Raw genomic sequence first — 17,561 nt, 5'->3', positions numbered from 1 at the left:
TTTAGCCAAACATACGCATAATATCATTCCAAGTAACTGCAATCATTAGCACAATGACAAGCACTGCACCTACAATATTGATCATACCTTCTGTTTTAGCTTGTAGTGGTTTACCTCGGACCAATTCGATCAGGTTCAAAACTATTTTACCACCATCTAAAGCTGGTACGGGTAGTAAATTGACAATTCCCAGGTTAATACTTAAAGAAGCTAACCAGGAAATAACACCTGCCATCCCAAAGGAAACGACTTGCGAGGTAGTTTGGTACATGTAAACAGGCCCACCAAAATTGTTGATGTCAAAGCCAGTTATAAACATACTTCCAATTATAGAGAAAATACCTGTAATCATGGTCCAAGCGCTAGTAAAACCAAAAGTGATTTTAGCCATAAATGACGTATCTTGCGCTCTTTGGGCCCCAATTAATCCAATTGTTTCACCTGATTCAGTCTCTGTTGCTTGTGGTGTCACCGCAACTTCTTGTTCTTGACCATCACGGTTGATGGTAAAAGTAAGTGATTGGTCTGGGTTTGATTGGACAATAGCTTGCATATCGTCAAATGATTCGACCGCTTGATCGTCGATTGACACGATTTGGTCACCGGCCTCTAGTCCTGCTGCTTGAGCTGCAGAGTCTTCTTGAACAGCACCAATTTCAGCTTCGTTTGACCAAACCCCGCCTTGCATGAAGGCTAGTAGGATGAAAGCTAAAACACCTAGAATAAAGTTGTTCATTGGTCCAGCGAAATTAACGATTAGTCGTTGCCAGATGTTGGCAGATTGGAATTGACGTTCTATTGGCGCGACTTTCACGATTGTTCCGTCAGATTCAACGATATTAGCTGTTTTTGACACTTGGTAACGGACTTTCTCTTCGCTACCGTAAGGAATACCTTCAATGAACATGTCTTCTTCTAAGTCGGCTGCCCATACTTCTAAGGGTAAGCCAGCAAAATTTTGGCCCTCATTTTCCAACGAAATAGTGTCTACAATGCCGTCTTCACCTTGTTCAATGACGACTTGCATGCCCTTAGTTAGGGTGTCTGACATTTCTTCTAACCCAGCCATACGGACGTAACCGCCGATTGGCAACATGCGTAGCGTGTATGTCGTTTCTTCAGCTTCGAAATGAAAAATTTTCGGTCCCATACCGATAGAGAATTCGCGGACTAAGATGCCCGCTTTCTTGGCAAAATAGTAGTGCCCAAATTCATGGACAATCACGATAACTGAAAATATAAATATAAATGCAATAATGGTCGTCATAATGCGCTCCTTACTATGATAAAGCTTTATTAAAGCGATGAGACTGGTTAAGATCCTAAGAATGGAATCAAGAAATAAAACATAGGTAATACCATTAAGAGACTATCAAAACGGTCAAGGAAACCGCCATGACCAGGCATAATATTACCTGAGTCTTTGACTTGGTAAGTCCGTTTTATGGATGATTCTACTAAGTCGCCAATCTGGCCTAAAAAGCCTAAAATTACGGCTAAAATTAAATTATCCATGATTGATATTCCAAAGATGTTGTTAAAATAAAGGACAATACTTGAACAGATAAAGGCCCCTATGATGCCGCCTAATGATCCTTCAATGGTTTTATTAGGTGATACTTTTGGTGCTAGGGGAGTTCGGCCAATTTGGCGACCGACTAAATAGGCAAAGGTATCGTTCCCCCAAATAATGATTAAAACGTAAATAACCGGCAAGAGCCCCATTAATCTCGTCTCAATTAATAAGTGAAAACCACGGCCAACGTATAAGGCCGCTAAACTAATGACTCCTACTTGTTCAAAGTTAATATCCTCTGGTTTGAAGACCATTATAATCAATAACATGGCTAAACCAGCGAAGTAAAGCGTCATATAGTCGATTTCTTGTGGCAGTAGTGCTAGATAATAAGACGGCAGTAGTTGTAACATCATGGTGATTAAACCGATAATCCCCCGCCATGAGGGGAATGGAATTTTTGCCATTTGTAAAATTTCATAGTAAGCAACTATTGCTATAATCGCTACCATCAAGTCGAAAGGACGACCACCCATAAATAAAAGTGGGATAAAAATGGCAAGAGCAACAACAGCGCTGATAACTCTTTGTGTCATGAGAACCCCTCTTTCTATTTGGTATCTATCGCTCCGAATCGACGGTTTCTACGTTGAAATTCGCCAACACACTCCTGCATAATAGCTTCATCAAAGTCTGGCCATTTCGTGTCAGTAAACACCATTTCACTATAGGCCAACTGCCACAATAGGTAATTCGATAAACGAACTTCCCCACTTGAACGAATCAATAAGTCTGGGTCAGCATATTCACCTAATTGAGCGGTATACAAGTTATCTGAAATGGTGTCTTCAGAAATATCTTTCACTTTCAATTCGCCATTTGCTACTGATGTGGCAATATTTTGAACGGCTTTGGTGATTTCATCACGTGAGCCATAGTTAAAGGCAATATTCAGAATTAAACCCGTGTTGGCTTTAGTACGATCAATGGCATTTTGAATATATTTCTTTGTCCCAAGTGGTACTTTATCGAAGTTCCCACTCATGCGAACTTGTACATTGTTGTCGATTAAATCAGGTAAGATTTCATCGTTTAATACTTTGGGTAAGCCCATTAAATAATTTACTTCGGTAATTGGTCGCTTCCAATTTTCAGTTGAGAAGGCATATGCTGTCAGTACCTTCACGCCCATTTTATGGGCTGCAATGACCACACGCTTTAGGGCTTTTAGTCCCTCTGAATGTCCGTCTGTTCGTTTTAATCCGCGAGCTTGTGCCCATCTACCGTTCCCGTCCATGATCACCGCGATGTGATTGGGTACTGGTAATTCTGGATTATAGTTTACTTCTGTCACCATATTGAACCTCCATTTGTAATTCTAAACAATTGTATCAAAAATTTGGAGAAAAACCTATACTTATCCCCTAGCTCAGCAGTTCTTTATCTCTTGACCTAGTCCATAAATTTGTTAGCAGTGAGACAAGTTCAATACCATTGAGATTTGGAAAAAGACAACCATCCTCAAAGCATACGGCAAATAAAAGCCAGCAGGTCATCTAATAGGATGCATGCTGGCTTTCTTTGTATGATTATCTGCACAGATACTAGATTAAACGTTCATGATTTCGTCTTCTTTATCAGAGGCGATTTTCTCAACATTTTTAATTGCAGCGTTTGTTAAGTCTTGGATGTCACTTTCGTATGAACGTAAGTCATCTTCAGTGATCTCTTTTGCCTTTTCAGCTTTTTTCGCTTCATCAATCGCGTCACGACGGATGTTACGGATAGCTACTTTAGCGTCTTCCAATTCTTTTCCAACTGTTTTACTTAACTCTTTACGACGTTCTTGTGTTAAAGCTGGGATGATCAAACGAATTACAGAACCATCATTTGTAGGTGGAATACCTAAGTCAGATTGTTGTAATGCACGGTCGATATCATTTAAAGAACTTTTATCGTATGGAGAGATTTGTAACATACGAGGCTCTGGAATAGTGATAGTTGCCAATTGACGTAAGTCAGTTGGTACACCGTAATATTCTACAGTAATGCCTTCTAATAAAGAAGCATTGGCAACTCCAGCACGGATGCGCGCTAGCGTACGTGTAAATGCTTCTTCAGATTTCACCATGCGGTCTTTTGTTTCTTTTAGTAAATTATCAATAGCCATAGAAATTTCTCCCTTACCCTTCTATTGTAGTACCAATTTCTTCACCAAGGATAACACGGCGGATATTGCCTTCTTCATTTAGGTTGAATACAACTAAAGGAATATTGTTGTCCATGCTTAATGATGAAGCTGTTGTGTCCATTACTTGTAGATTATTGCTGATGACTTCTAAATGCGATAATTTTTCGTATTTAACAGCAGCGTCGTTCTTACGAGGATCGTCAGAATACACACCGTCTACCCCGTTTTTAGCCATTAAAATAACATCTGCTTCAATTTCTGCAGCACGTAGAGAGGCCGTTGTATCTGTTGAGAAGTAAGGATTACCAGTACCCCCAGCAAAAATAACGACCCGTCCTTTTTCTAAGTGACGCTCCGCACGGCGGCGGATATATGGTTCCGCGATTTGACGCATGTCAATTGAAGTTTGTACGCGAGTTGGCACCCCAATGTTTTCTAAAACATCTTGTAAACCTAGGGCATTCATGATCGTTGCTAGCATACCCATGTAGTCGGCTTGTGCACGTTCCATACCCATTTCTTCCCCAGTTTTACCACGCCAAATGTTACCGCCACCTACGACGATTGAGATTTGTACACCTAAACGGTGAACTTCTTTGATTTCTTTAGCAATACCCTTCATTGTTTCTGGGTCAATACCGAAACCGTTGTTACCAGATAAAGCCTCACCTGAAAGTTTCAAAACTACACGTTTGTATTTAGGTTCTGTCATTCTATTCTCCTTACTAAAAAGGTTGAGAAAGAAACCTTTCCCAACCTATTTTAAATTCCCTCTTCATTACTTCTCTATTTTAAGCAAATTCAAAAAGTTTATATCGGGATGTTGTTAAATTATTTACCCATTTGAGCAGCAACTTCGCTAGCGAAATCGTCTTGGCGCTTTTCAATACCTTCGCCGACTTCAAAACGGAAGAAAGCTTTGATTTCAGCATTGTTTTCTTTTGCAACTTCTGCAACAGTTTTGCTGTCGTCTAACAAGTATTTTTGATCAACTAAGCAGATTTCTGCGAAGAATTTACGTAAACGACCAGTAATCATTTTTTCAACGATTTCTTTTGGTTTACCTTCGTTTAATGATTGTTCTGTAAGAACTGCTTTTTCGTGTTCGTAAACTTCAGCAGGTACAGATTCTTCGTTTAAGAATTGAGGTTTCATACCACCGATGTGCATAGATACCATGCTAGCAAATTCAGGGTTGTTTCCGTCAATTAATGTAAGAACAGAAATACGTCCACCTTGGTGAGAGTATAGACCAAATTCTTGGTCATCTGTTTTTGTTAAAGTTTCAAAGCGACGTAATGAGATTTTTTCTCCAATTACAGCAGCTTTTTCTTTAATGTATGTATCTAAGTCTTTACCTTCAACAGTCACATCAGTTAAAGCAGCTTCTACAGTAGCAGGTTTTTGCTCTAAGATAGCTAATGCAACAGTTTCTAGTAATTCAACGAATTGATCGTTACGTGCAACGAAGTCAGTTTCAGAGTTAACTTCTACAATTACAGCGTCGTTTCCTTTAGCTACAGCTTTAGTTAAACCTTCAGCAGCAACACGGTCAGCTTTCTTAGCAGCTTTAGCGATACCTTTTTCACGTAGGAAGTCGATAGCTTTGTCCATATCTCCGTCAACTTCAACTAAGGCTTTCTTAGCATCCATCATACCTACACCAGTGCGGTCGCGTAATTCTTTAACTTGTTTTGCAGTAATTGCCATTTAAAATTTTCCTCCTAATTGCATGCATTCTTTAAAAAAAAGGCTATCTTAACTAAGAAGGAAAGCCGAATATAGCTTAGACAAACTTAATCAGATAGCCATCTACTGTTTATATTTTACTACTAATTGAAGTAATCTTCAACTATAGCAAAGCTTACTCAGCAACCTCGTCTAAAACTTCGTCACCTTTGAAGTCTTCAACAGTTACATCTTGTTCAGCTTCTTCTTGAGCGCCTTGTTTAGCTTCAAGAATTGCTTCAGCCATACCACCAGTGATCAATTTGATAGCGCGGATAGCGTCATCGTTTGAAGGGATTACGTAATCTACTTCATCTGGATCACAGTTAGTATCAACCATGGCGATAACAGGGATGTTTAATTTGTGTGCTTCTTGAATCGCAATTTTTTCTTTACGAGGGTCAACAACAAACATAACATCTGGAATACGTGGCATATCTTCGATACCGCCTAAGAATTTTTCTAGACGTTCTTTTTCTTTCAATAAGCCAACAACTTCTTTTTTAGGAAGAACGTCAAAAGTACCGTCTACTTCCATTTCTTTAATGTTTTTTAAGTGTTTGATACGTTTTTGGATAGTTTCCCAGTTAGTTAAAGTACCACCTAACCAACGGTGATTTACGTAGTATTGACCTGCACGAGTCGCTTCGTCAGCGATTGAATCTTGTGCTTGTTTTTTAGTACCCACGAATAACGCGATACCATCGTTACCCACTAAATCACGCATAGCGTTGTAAGCTTGGTCTACTAACTTAACAGTTTTTTGTAAGTCAATGATGTAAATACCATTACGCTCAGTAAAGATGTATTTATCCATTTTAGGGTTCCAACGACGTGTTTGATGTCCAAAGTGAACACCAGCTTCTAATAATTGTTTCATGCTAATAACTGGCATGTTAAATTCCTCCATTTGGTTTTTATTTTTCCGCCCCTATTTCAAAGACTCGCCACTAGCAAATACTAGCACCACGCGATTCCATCCATAAGGTGTGAAATATATATCATTTGACACTCGAATATATTACCATAATCCACCACCCTTTTCAAGCCATTATTTGAAAAAGGGCGAAACAGTCATGGTTGGTATTTATACTTATAAGGCTTGGCTGACACCAAGGATAAATTTCAGATCGTCCAAGCTTAGATTTTGACTGCCCGCTTGGTCACCGTCATCAAATAATTGTTCGAATAGGTAGCGCTTCTCTTCTTGAAGTTCAGCAATACGTTGCTCAATTGTCCCTTCGGTAATAAAGCGAACCACTTCAACATCATTCTTCTGACCAATCCGGTGGGCACGGCCAATAGCTTGCTCCTCCACCGCTGGGTTCCACCATAAATCATATAAGAAGATGGTATCTGCACCAGTCAAGTTGATCCCTACCCCACCAGCACGTAATGATATCAAGAAGACTGATTTATCGCCGGTATTGAATTCGTCTACTTGTTCTTGACGGATTTTTTTATTGGTTTGACCAGTCATCATGTAGTAGTCAATACCCTCTTCAGCAAGGTACTCAGACATCACGTCTAACATGCTCGTAAATTGAGAGAATACCAGTACTTTACGACCTGATTCGATGGCACGTTTCAACATAATCTTGAAGTATTCAAACTTACCAGATTGACCCGTATAGTCATTTTTCACAAGGCGTGGGTGGCAACAAATTTGACGTAAGCGTGTAATACCCGCCAATAATTCCATATGCGTTTGCCCTGCATTCGATGAATCATTATTTAACTGGTCTTGAATTTTCTTCAGGTAAGCTAGGTAAATATTCTTCTGCTCAGGGTCCAACATGCTGAATCTATCGGTAACAGTTTTTGTTGGTAACTGTAGGGCTACGTCATTTTTGGTACGACGTAGAACGAATGGGCTGGCAATACGAGCTACTTCCCCTACTGACAGTTTTTGGAATTCGTGCTTATTCGGCAATAACCCAGGCACAATAATCTGCATCAAAGCCCAGAATTCATTCAAATTATTCTCCATTGGTGTACCCGATAAACCAATCCGCATAGCCGCTACTTGTTTCTTGACTGATCTATATAGAATCGTGTTGTCATTTTTGATAGCTTGGGCTTCATCTAAGACTAAAATGTCCAAATTCACTTTCTGGTAGGCTTCTTGGTCATTTCGATATGATTGGTATGAAGTCAACCAAACATCAATGGTATCGTCGTGGCGAATCGCTTCCCGTTCGTCAATCGTCCCATCTACCACGGCCACATTTAAGGTTGGTGTAAACCGCTTAAACTCATGGGCCCAGTTATATAGAACAGATGCTGGCGCCAAGACCATTGACTTTTCATGTGGGTTGTTTTCGATATAGTCAAGCACAAAGGAAATCGTTTGAACAGTTTTCCCTAGACCCATCTCATCCGCTAATAAGCCACCCAATTGGTATTTAGCTAGTCCTCTAAACCATTTCACTGACGTTTCTTGATAGTCAGATAAGGTTGCTTTCAGGTTAGCTGACGGCGTGTAGTCTTTTTCTTTAGCCCGTACAATATCATCGTAGAATTCTTCAAATACCTCATTTCCGTCCACCAATGTTTGGAATCGTAAGGTTTGGAAAATAGGGACCACGTCACCGTTCTGCCAGTCGTTATTGGCGGCAGAAATTTGTTGAAGCATACGCTTCTGTTCGTCATCCATGGTATTTTGCACGTCTATAATCCGACCATCACGCAAACGAATATAGGCTTCGTTTTCCATAATGGCATTTAAAATACGGTCAACTTCAACAGGCTCAACGTCGGATAATTCAAAATCAACAGATAGGAAACGACTACCATCACTCGGGGTCATTTTAACGGTAGCATTCACTTTGTTGTCGTAAACATTGCGCAAGAACTTGCCATATTTGATGTCCCATTGGTCGATAAACAAGCGTGCGAAGTTTTCGATATTGGTCATAACGTCGGTCAAGTTATCGAAATGTTGGACAAAGGCCCCCTTCTGCGAACTAAAGCCTAAAGCTTTTAAGGTATTTTCAACCGTCACTTCACCAGAGAAGTCACGGACTAAAACCACATCATCATCTGGTAGAACTTGGTTTTCCGCGTCATCAGAAACTAAGTATTTCCCGTATTGGTATTCAGGGGTGACATATAAATCAGATCCCTCAACATCCAAGGTTACATGAACTTGCAAGTCTTCTTGATATAAGTCAAACAATTCTTCTAATTGACCAATTTCGCTATACGCCATCAAAGTCCCACCGAATAAGCTGATAAAATAAATCATTTCTTCAGCTGGCAAGGAAATCTGATATTCGTTTTCTGCAAAGAAGCTCTGTAAAAATCGCAAGTCATCATAGAAATTGCTGTCTTGGGTTGTTTCGTATAAGGTTTCGTCTTGAATGAGTAATCCATATTGGGCCAACCAATTGACTGATTGATCCCAAGTTAATTGGTATAAATCATTGTCTGTTTGCAAGCTAAATACCAAAGCTTTTTCCTTAGAGAATGTTGGTTTAATAGCATTACCATCAAGTTTAAAGCGGATTGAAATCCGGTTATCTGCAAGATAAAGGTCCTTCAAGCGATTTAATTCTTCACTCATCAAATAGAAACGTTGGGTGTTCTTTTTATTTTCTGGTGTATTCATCACTAGTAGCAACCACTTATTACGCAATTGGTAGGCATTCGCTAGTTCGACCATTAGGTCATAAGTGTGTTGACCAAGGGTTGCCGGTGACAACCAAATTTCCTCACGGTCCCGATTAGGTAGAATGTATAAGGTATTTTGGACAACAGCTTGGAAGAATTTATCCATATCTGTTACATAATACAAGTTGTTGACACCCACGCGAATACGCAAGTAGGCGATATCCTCATAGGAAATGATATAAGGTCTCACTTCTTCGAATTGAACTTCTAAAGTCACTTTTACTCTACTAGACCGCGGTAAACGTTTCACAGGACTGGTTACTTGACGGTGGCTTAAATAACCTTCAATGACTTCATTCACTTGTAGTTCCACTTCATCATCTACTTCTGGATAACGTTTCAATTCCTCATTAAATTGGTGAACACGCGTCATGCCCATTTCTCTTAAGAACAGTTCTACTGCAACTGTATGTTCGCAATAGCCTTTTTTCTGGAAAACTTGGCACTGACAAACATCCTCTTCTTTAGCAGTTCCATCTAAGATCACGGTATACGTGTCATCATCGAGTACTTCTGCACGCCAAACAGTATTTTCTTCATCTGGTACTACTTTAAGCACCCGATTTTCCTTTACCAAAGCGCGTCCTTGCTCGATTATCTTACTTGGAATACTCCACTTCATATCATACACCCCAAAATTCTGAATCTGTCGCTCATTAATTAATTTATTATATCAAACTTCTTAAGAAATTCATATGCTAAGCCACAGGATGTGAGTCAGGGTATAAGGCGAGAAGTATTATTATAGTTAGTGAATAAGCGTTCTGCTATGCTTTTTCCTATCATTATCTTCGAGGCATTAGGCACGGAATTAGCTATGCTTTAATTTCGTGTCTGACTATTCATTCTTTTTTCTCCGCTAAGGCATGATAGGAAAATTCTCACATGTTGCTGAACGCCCTTTACAAATTAAAAAGAGACCTGCTTTTATACAGATCTCTCGTTTTGATTATTTGTTGTCATAGATTTCAGCGCGTTCGATTTCTTTTACTTGAAAATAGGCTGATATCAACGGAATGACTATCCCCGCGACCATGACCCCAAATAAGTTAAAGGCGACAGTACACATTAATGTTACGACTATCGGCAACCAAAAAGGTAGTTTTAAATCTTTACCGATGAGTAATGGCTGCAAGATTTCGGTCAATAATTCAACACCCAGGTAAATAGCAAATAGCCACCAACCTACTTGGGTATCCCCCTGCAACCATTCAATCAGTATCCAAGGAATAAAGACAACCCCTGCACCAATGACTGGTAGTAAGGCCACTAGACTAATCCCAATAGCCATTAACCAGGCCAATTGAATGTCTAAGACCCAAAATCCTACACCATAAATGATGACGGTTAAGAGTAATAATTTGGCTTCTGCGCCCACGTACAGTTTAATGTTTTGAATGGTGTGCAAGAAAACTTGTTTCCAAAAGGTGGCTCTTGTCATCTTATCATCCTTTCTTAGAAATCTTCCCGCCTATGTAGAACGCATCCCTTGACCGCTAAACTTATTTCTTAGCTTCTTTAGCTTCGCGTTTAGCGACTACACCGGCTAGATCGTAAGTATAATTTGGATCTAGAATACGGTCATTTTCGATGAAAGCATCTTTTATGGCTTGATTGATTGCCTTGTTGTCTTCATCGCTTAATCGTTTAACATCCGGTAATTGGATTGGTTTACCTACACGCACTTTGGCACGGTTGGTTGTTTTCCAAGTGAATAAATCACGAATACCAATTGGGCCTTGGTAGGTAACAGGCAAAATTTCTGCCTTGCCCATCTTAGCCATTGAAACGGCACCGTCTTTGATTTCATCTGAATAACGAGAGCCAGTTGGGAAAAGCCCAACATATTTCTCGCCTTCTTTGATGGTTCGAACGGCTTGTTTAATGGTTGAGGCGCTAGGATTTTCACGGTCAACTGGAATGATGTTGATGGTTGTGAAGAACCAGGCTAAAAATTTATTGGCTAATAATTCTTTCTTCGCCATAAAGGCTATTTGCTTAGGACGTAATGCCATGGCAATAAAGATTGGATCAAGGATTGAACGGTGAGGGCCAACTACTAGGTAATTGGCTTCTGGATCGAAGGCCTCATCAATATCAATCTTGGTTGGACCATTAATTAACTGGATAAACCAGGATATTAAAGTCAGTAAAATATTATAAATCATCGGTTTCCCCTTCATCTATATCTTGATGTGCATCCGAATAGGTCTGCAACTGATACATATTATAATATGTGCCACCTTGTGCAATCAAGTCGTCATGGTTTCCGTGCTCGATGATGTGGCCATTTTTAAGGACAATAATTTGGTCTGCATCTTTAATTGTTGATAAACGATGGGCGATGATAATGGTTGTCCGACCTAGCCGCATATTAGCTAAACCAGATTGGATTTTCTGCTCTGTTTCGGTATCGATATTGGCTGTCGCTTCGTCTAATACCAAGATTTTAGGTTCTCGTAAGATTGACCGGGCAAATGATAACAATTGTTTTTGCCCTGTCGAGAATGCTGCCCCGCCTTCAATTACTTTGGCGTGATAGCCGTCATCAAGGGACTCGATAAAGTCATCAGCTTTGACGAATTGGGCTGCGGCTTTGACCATATCATCAGAATAGTCTCCGTGCAGTCGGATATTTTCAGCGATATCCCCGTAGAACATGAAAGAGTCTTGTAAGACTAAGCCGATATCTTCTCTCAGTTGCGTTAGCGGGATATCTTTAATAGATTGACCATCAATTAAAATGTCCCCTTGGTTGAATTCATAGAACCGCATCAAGACATTGATAATCGACGATTTACCTGAACCAGTTTGGCCAACAAAGGCCACTGTTTGTCCCGGTTTAATATCGATATTGATATTATGTAAGACTTGTTTTTTCTCGTCATATGAAAATGACAAGTCTTTAATTTGAATATGCCCTTCAGTCACTTTACCATCTGCGCCTGGATTAGAAACTGGCGCCATTTCTGGATTGTCTAGCAAGGCCAATACCCGCGATCCAGATACCATACCATCTTGGAAGATTGATAGGGAATCCATCATTTGGCCCATCGGTTGGAAAAAGGATTTCGCGTAAGAAGTAAAGGCATATACGACCCCGACATTAATGGCTACCCCTTGCAAGTCTTGGAAACCAAAAATAAACAAGACAAGCACCAAGGCGATGGCTTCAAGTAAGTTGATTGCTGGCTGTAATAATAAGGCATTCATTTTGAACATACCTACACGAGCCCTTACATAAGTCTGGTTAACGTCATCGAATTCTTGCATGATACGTTTTTGTTGACCATAGTTTTGAATAATATTCATCCCAGAAATAGACTCGCTTAATTTCGCGTTCAAAGTAGATAAAGCTACCCGCATTCGGCCATAAATAAAAGTCGATTGACGTTGGTAGATATAAATCAAAATAAACATTACCGGTACAAAGCCCATAAATACAAGGGCCAAACCAGCATCTAGGGTAAACATGGCATAAGTAATAGCCACAATATTCAATAAACCGTCGAAGAATGACAGGAATACTTGCCAGAACTCTTTAATGGTTTCGGTATCATTTGTCACCCGTGATACCACTGAACCGTTTGGTGTTTGATCAAAATACCGCATACCCAAGTGCACTACTTTTTGATAAATCGTATTTCGCATATTGGCTACTGTTTTTTCTGCCGTCAATTTGAAGGTAAAGTCTCTAAAGTAATACACCGCTACTTTTAATAGGGTTAAGCCAAAATAAAAGGCTGCGACCTGTATCGTCACTTGTAGGGTTGCTGAATTGGTCCCCAACACTTCATCCAAATACCGTTGGATGATAATGGGTAGATAAGCTGAAATGGCTGCAACGATTGCTGTTGCCACAAGGGATAAGGCAAAGGGTAGCCAATGCGGTTTCCCAAAGCCGATAATGCCTTTGAAGATCCGCACTTGGTCAGCTAATGAAAACTTTGTTGGACTAGATTTCTCCATCAGAATCACCACCTTCACTAATTTTTCTTTGTAATTGTTGTTGGTTATAAGTATGGGCATACCATCCGTCTTCATGGACTAATTCGCTATGTTTACCGCGTTCAATAATCGTCCCTTTGTCCATGACAATGATTTCTTCTGCATGCATCACTGAAGACAGACGCTGAGCCGCAATAATTGTTGTTTTATTGGCTCGTTCTTGACGTAAATTGGTCAAGATATTTTCTTCTGTTTGCGCGTCTACCGCAGATAAGGAGTCGTCCATAATTAAGTATTCTGGGTCAACCGCTAAGGCACGAGCAATAGCAATCCGTTGTTTTTGCCCTCCTGATAAAGACACCCCACGTTCCCCGACTTCCGTTTGGTAGCCTTCAGGGAATTTCATGATGTCTTCGTGGATATCCGCTACTTTGGCATAGTGAATGACTTCTTCTTCAGATAGGTTTGGATTCCCAAAACGAATGTTTTCTAAAATCGTATTTGAAAACAGGAAATTCGTTTGCGGTACATATCCGATTGCTGAAGATAGTGTATTTAGACTGAAATCTTTGATATCTTTGCCGTCATAGGTAATTTGACCTTCGTATTGGTCATAATCACGCATCAACAACTTGAAGATTGTCGTTTTGCTAGACCCAGTACGACCAACTACACCAAGCATATTGCCCTCTTTCAGGTGAAAACGCGTATCCGATAATTTCGTCCGGCCATCATCTGGGTAGGCAAATTTCTGAACGTCAAAATGGATATCCCCTTGAATCGGCGTTGTAATAGCTTGATCAGCTTCAACGATAGCCGGCTGCTCGTTCAATAATTCAGACACCCGGTCCCACGATGCGTTACCACGCTCAAGCGTATTGACTAGGTGACCGACCGCAATTAAAGGCCAAGCCATCATAGACAAGTAAGAAATGTAGGCAATCAAGTCACCGACTGTTATCCGACCGTTTTGGATAAAGTAAGTCCCAAAGAAGATGGTCAATACATAAGTTAAACCAGTGATAATCTCAATCATTGGCGTGTAAGCCGCATCTGCTTGGTAAACTTTACGGTTCATTTCGACAACCTGGTCTGTTTTTTCAACGAAGTCTTGGTAGTAGTCTTCTTCTTCACCGAACGTTTTGATGACTTTCATCCCAGAAACATTTTCTTGGACTTCGTCATTTAAACTTGAAAAAGCTTCAAGCGATTTACGGAACCGCTTGTTAATGATTCGACCCAGAACACGGGCCACCACAATTAGAATAGGGAATGGCAGGATGGTCACTAGGGTTAATTGCCAGTCAATTAAGACAAACATAGAGAACAAGGTCACAACAGAAATGGAGATAGAATCCGTTAAGGTCAGAATTCCCCCACCAGCAACAAATCGCAAGGCCGCTAAGTCGTTTGTGGCATGGGCCATCAAGTCCCCCGTCCGATATTTATGGTAAAAAGTGGCATCCATTTTTGTAAAATGACTAAACAAACGATTACGCATAATCGATTCTAGTAAAGTCGAATTGCCAAAAATAACCGTCCGCCAACCGTAACGAAGTACATACATAATAATAGTCAATAATAAAATAAGGCCTGTTTGAGTGATTAATAATTGCCCAGTTAAAGAGCCTGTTGCTAATTGGTCTACCATATTCCCTACAATTCTAGGGGTCATAGCTGATAAAATAGCACAGGTAACCAATGCCGTTATCCCAAAGGCATAGCTCTTCCACCGCAATTTAAAAAACCAACCCAATTTTTTAAAAATTGAAAACATTTCTTCCCTCCTAAATAAATACTCACCTATTATCTACCAAATCTTGACCAATTGCGAAAATTAATACCCGCATATAGATAAAAAATTTGGTTAGACAACGAAACAGCCTCCGCATACCTTATTAGCTGCGGAGGCTACTGTTGATATTAAGCGCTTGGTGGCGCTTTAATCTCATTATTTCGATTTTTTGCTCGTTTTCCTCATAGATTGTGTGATTTGACGCACACGTTTTTCTGAAGGTTTTTGACCCATTGACATCATCATTGAACGAATCATGTCATCAGAAATTGGTGGATTTTCTTCAAAATAGTTCACCATATATTTACGGGCGATAAAGAATCCCCCAACAGCACCTAAAATAGCTGCGATAATTACGATTAAAATCCAAGCTCCTGTACTTAGCATAGTCTCTACACTCCTCTCATCTGTTTACAAGATAAAATTTTACTAAAGTATCTCCCCTTTTGCAAAGCTTTTCATTAATTATACACCCTTAAATGTCAACTGATGTAATACCTCCTGGAAATGATCAGGAATTGGCGCATCAAAGACCATGTGTTCACCTGTGACTGGATGTTCTAATTCTAAGCGGTGGGCATGTAATAATTGGCCATTATCACTGAAGAACCGCTCCTTATATTGTCTTGCATACAAGGGATCATCCACGATTGGGTGGTTGATAAAGTTAGCATGAACACGAATTTGATGGGTTCTACCTGTTTCCAATTGGAAGTTGACCAAGGTATACCCTACGTACCGGTGTTTTACCGTGAAATGCGTAACTGCGTGACGACCGGCTTCGTTGGTTTCAAATTTCAACCGGTCTTTTTCATGACGGCGGATTGGTGCATCAATGGTCCCGCCCGCTTCAAAGATTTCACCGTAGACTAAACCAGCGTAGATTCGTGTCATTTGGTGGTTGGCCACTTGTTTAGTTAGATTTTCAAGGGCTGCTTGTGATTTAGCGACCACTAGTAATCCGGTGGTGTCCTTGTCTAATCGATGGACGATACCTGGTCTAAAAGACTCGCGACCAACTGCTAGTTGCGACCCATTTTCCTGTACATGGTATAACAAACCATTCACTAAGGTATTAGTTGGGTGATTCACGGAAGGATGCACGACTAGGTTTGCCGGTTTATTTACCACCAAAATGTCGTCATCTTCAAATACGATATCTAAAGCCATCTTTTCGGCTACTGGTTTAAATTCTTCCGCTTCAGCAGGCGCCGGTTTCTCAACTCCGATTAAATCTCCATTAACCAAGGATTGTGACGCTTTAGCCACCTTGCCGTTTACTGTGACCAATTTGTCTTTGATCCATTTTTTGATTGTAGTCCGGCTTTCGTCTGTCAATTGGTTAGTGACGAATTGGTCTAAACGCAAGCCGTCCTCACCCGTATAAGTATAATTAAATACTGTCTTTTCTTCTGTCAAAATGACACTCCTCACTTGTTAGCGGTTCTTTTTTCCAATTGGTCTTCAGGTGTAATAATCATGTAGACAATCATCATAATGACACCAATGGTTAGCCAAACATCCGCTACATTAAATATTGGAAAATCCATAAATTCTAATCGAAACGTGTCGATCACGTATTTTAAATGCAGGCGGTCGATAAAGTTACCCAAGGCTCCTGCAATCATAAAGGAAAGGCCTATAGCCAGTAGCGGCGCGCCTTTAGCTTCCTTGTGGAGCATATAGACGAGGACTGCCACAACAGCAACAGTAATGATATAAAATAGCCACATTTGCCCTGAGAAAATTCCCCAAGCAGCGCCATCATTTTGGATATAAAAGAAGGAAAGAATGCCTGGTATGAAATCTTGCCCTTCATTGACAGCAAAATTGGCCACTGTCCAATACTTCACGATTTGGTCAATACCAACTAAAATTGCAATTAATAGATAATTCAGTAACATAAATCCTCCTGAGCCGCTCGGCCGATATTGTTTAAATATATTTTACCATTATTCTAGCTTATTTATTGGCTGATTTGGCTTGGCGAATCCCGTCTTTAGCTAATTGGTCAGCGTCCTCATTATATTGATTACCTGTGTGGGCTGCGATTTTCACAAATCCGATAGCTAGATTCTTGGCCTGCTCTTGCATATAGTCCTGATATTCCTTGGTATAATCATTTTTGGCCTGCCAAGATTTTAGGGCCCACTCAGCGATCCCCATATAATCATGGTAAATCACAAGATTTTTAACCCCTGATTTTTGTGCAATTTTAACCGCATGCATCGCCGCGATAATTTCACCGGCTACATTCCGCATTTTAGCTAATCCTTCCGTGTTACGACCACCCTTGTAAGTTTTGATCGTATCCTGAAATAAGACTACACCCCCGTAGCCAAAATAACCAGATTTTTTATCGAAAGAACCGTCTACATAAACGGACATGGTATCAGCATCAACCTGGCCGTTTTTACCGTCTTTTGTTAACCAGCGGATTTCTTCCCCTTGACTCGTTTTAGACACCGGTTGTGCCCCATTACCCATAAAGGCTTCTGCCTCTTCTAGGCTAGTAAATGACTTATAGACGGCACCCGAAAAGCCTTTAACTTGTTTCTGACAGTCAGGCCAGGTCTTGTAGATTCCTGGTGTTTTTCCTTTTTTCACTGCATAAAATTTTGCCATAGTTAGTCAACCGCTCGCTTTCTATTCTTGTAAAATGGTGATATTTTGATATCTATCTGAATTGATTATACTGATTTTTAGACTTA

The 17,561-nt window shown here is 40.2% G+C and carries 16 protein-coding genes; all 16 read right to left on the bottom strand.

The annotated features are described in order from the left end of the window. Nucleotide 1: 1 nt before the first annotated feature. On the bottom strand, nt 2-1,267 hold the full coding sequence (gene rseP, locus B2V22_RS00605) for an RIP metalloprotease RseP (protein WP_290489845.1): 1,266 nt from the start codon (nt 1,265-1,267) through the stop codon (nt 2-4). Between the two features lie 47 nt (nt 1,268-1,314). Beyond that, on the bottom strand, nt 1,315-2,112 hold the full coding sequence (locus B2V22_RS00600; RefSeq protein ID WP_290489844.1) for a phosphatidate cytidylyltransferase: 798 nt from the start codon (nt 2,110-2,112) through the stop codon (nt 1,315-1,317). Between the two features lie 14 nt (nt 2,113-2,126). Next, nucleotides 2,127-2,873, bottom strand: a complete 747-nt coding sequence (locus B2V22_RS00595; protein ID WP_290489843.1) for an isoprenyl transferase — start codon at nt 2,871-2,873, stop codon at nt 2,127-2,129. 252 nt (nt 2,874-3,125) lie between these two features. After that, entirely contained in the window at nt 3,126-3,686 is a 561-nt protein-coding gene (gene frr, locus B2V22_RS00590) for a ribosome recycling factor (protein WP_290489842.1), read from the bottom strand. Nucleotides 3,687-3,699: 13 nt separating this feature from the next. After that, nucleotides 3,700-4,419, bottom strand: a complete 720-nt coding sequence (pyrH, locus tag B2V22_RS00585; RefSeq protein ID WP_016897476.1) for a UMP kinase — start codon at nt 4,417-4,419, stop codon at nt 3,700-3,702. Nucleotides 4,420-4,538: 119 nt separating this feature from the next. Beyond that, nucleotides 4,539-5,417, bottom strand: coding sequence for a translation elongation factor Ts (gene tsf / locus B2V22_RS00580; protein WP_290489841.1), 879 nt, complete (start codon nt 5,415-5,417; stop codon nt 4,539-4,541). A 154-nt stretch (nt 5,418-5,571) separates the two neighbouring features. Further along, entirely contained in the window at nt 5,572-6,330 is a 759-nt protein-coding gene (gene rpsB / locus B2V22_RS00575; protein WP_039934631.1) for a 30S ribosomal protein S2, read from the bottom strand. A gap of 198 nt (nt 6,331-6,528) precedes the next feature. After that, nucleotides 6,529-9,729 carry a DEAD/DEAH box helicase gene (locus B2V22_RS00570; RefSeq protein WP_290489840.1) on the bottom strand — a complete coding sequence of 1,067 codons (3,201 nt, stop codon included), beginning with the start codon at nt 9,727-9,729 and terminating at the stop codon, nt 6,529-6,531. 327 nt (nt 9,730-10,056) lie between these two features. Next, on the bottom strand, nt 10,057-10,548 hold the full coding sequence (locus B2V22_RS00565; protein WP_290489839.1) for an AI-2E family transporter: 492 nt from the start codon (nt 10,546-10,548) through the stop codon (nt 10,057-10,059). Nucleotides 10,549-10,609: 61 nt separating this feature from the next. Then, a complete protein-coding gene (locus B2V22_RS00560) occupies nt 10,610-11,275 on the bottom strand; it encodes a lysophospholipid acyltransferase family protein (RefSeq protein WP_039934635.1) in 666 nt (221 codons plus the stop codon). Then, complete coding sequence (locus tag B2V22_RS00555; RefSeq protein WP_290489838.1) at nt 11,265-13,076, bottom strand: ABC transporter ATP-binding protein; 1,812 nt, start codon at nt 13,074-13,076, stop codon at nt 11,265-11,267. Before B2V22_RS00555 ends, B2V22_RS00560 begins: the two co-directional genes overlap by 11 nt. Next, nucleotides 13,063-14,832 (bottom strand): ABC transporter ATP-binding protein, encoded by a 1,770-nt coding sequence (locus B2V22_RS00550; protein WP_290489837.1) that lies wholly within the window; start codon nt 14,830-14,832, stop codon nt 13,063-13,065. Before B2V22_RS00550 ends, B2V22_RS00555 begins: the two co-directional genes overlap by 14 nt. Nucleotides 14,833-15,006: 174 nt before the next feature. Further along, on the bottom strand, nt 15,007-15,237 hold the full coding sequence (locus B2V22_RS00545; protein WP_290489836.1) for a YneF family protein: 231 nt from the start codon (nt 15,235-15,237) through the stop codon (nt 15,007-15,009). 78 nt (nt 15,238-15,315) lie between these two features. Next, nucleotides 15,316-16,269, bottom strand: a complete 954-nt coding sequence (locus B2V22_RS00540; protein WP_111856970.1) for an RluA family pseudouridine synthase — start codon at nt 16,267-16,269, stop codon at nt 15,316-15,318. Between the two features lie 11 nt (nt 16,270-16,280). Then, nucleotides 16,281-16,754: a signal peptidase II gene (lspA, locus tag B2V22_RS00535; protein WP_003141047.1), complete on the bottom strand. Its 474-nt coding sequence runs from the start codon at nt 16,752-16,754 to the stop codon at nt 16,281-16,283. A gap of 58 nt (nt 16,755-16,812) precedes the next feature. Beyond that, nucleotides 16,813-17,475 (bottom strand): ribonuclease H family protein, encoded by a 663-nt coding sequence (locus B2V22_RS00530; RefSeq protein ID WP_290489835.1) that lies wholly within the window; start codon nt 17,473-17,475, stop codon nt 16,813-16,815. Between the last annotated feature and the right edge of the window lie 86 nt (nt 17,476-17,561).

It is taken from the genome of Aerococcus sp. UBA6277, from assembly GCF_002440555.1.
Classification (GTDB): Bacteria; Bacillota; Bacilli; order Lactobacillales; family Aerococcaceae; genus Aerococcus.
This window is presented reverse-complemented; position numbering and strand designations above follow the sequence as displayed.

Bases quoted from the DNA above. Each gene is read 5' to 3' on its own strand.
- rseP (WP_290489845.1), bottom strand. From the start codon at position 1,267: ATGACGACCATTATTGCATTTATATTTATATTTTCAGTTATCGTGATT.
- B2V22_RS00600 (WP_290489844.1), bottom strand. From the start codon at position 2,112: ATGACACAAAGAGTTATCAGCGCTGTTGTTGCTCTTGCCATTTTTATC.
- B2V22_RS00595 (WP_290489843.1), bottom strand. From the start codon at position 2,873: ATGGTGACAGAAGTAAACTATAATCCAGAATTACCAGTACCCAATCAC.
- frr (WP_290489842.1), bottom strand. From the start codon at position 3,686: ATGGCTATTGATAATTTACTAAAAGAAACAAAAGACCGCATGGTGAAA.
- pyrH (WP_016897476.1), bottom strand. From the start codon at position 4,419: ATGACAGAACCTAAATACAAACGTGTAGTTTTGAAACTTTCAGGTGAG.
- tsf (WP_290489841.1), bottom strand. From the start codon at position 5,417: ATGGCAATTACTGCAAAACAAGTTAAAGAATTACGCGACCGCACTGGT.
- rpsB (WP_039934631.1), bottom strand. From the start codon at position 6,330: ATGCCAGTTATTAGCATGAAACAATTATTAGAAGCTGGTGTTCACTTT.
- B2V22_RS00570 (WP_290489840.1), bottom strand. From the start codon at position 9,729: ATGAAGTGGAGTATTCCAAGTAAGATAATCGAGCAAGGACGCGCTTTG.
- B2V22_RS00565 (WP_290489839.1), bottom strand. From the start codon at position 10,548: ATGACAAGAGCCACCTTTTGGAAACAAGTTTTCTTGCACACCATTCAA.
- B2V22_RS00560 (WP_039934635.1), bottom strand. From the start codon at position 11,275: ATGATTTATAATATTTTACTGACTTTAATATCCTGGTTTATCCAGTTA.
- B2V22_RS00555 (WP_290489838.1), bottom strand. From the start codon at position 13,076: ATGGAGAAATCTAGTCCAACAAAGTTTTCATTAGCTGACCAAGTGCGG.
- B2V22_RS00550 (WP_290489837.1), bottom strand. From the start codon at position 14,832: ATGTTTTCAATTTTTAAAAAATTGGGTTGGTTTTTTAAATTGCGGTGG.
- B2V22_RS00545 (WP_290489836.1), bottom strand. From the start codon at position 15,237: ATGCTAAGTACAGGAGCTTGGATTTTAATCGTAATTATCGCAGCTATT.
- lspA (WP_003141047.1), bottom strand. From the start codon at position 16,754: ATGTTACTGAATTATCTATTAATTGCAATTTTAGTTGGTATTGACCAA.
- B2V22_RS00530 (WP_290489835.1), bottom strand. From the start codon at position 17,475: ATGGCAAAATTTTATGCAGTGAAAAAAGGAAAAACACCAGGAATCTAC.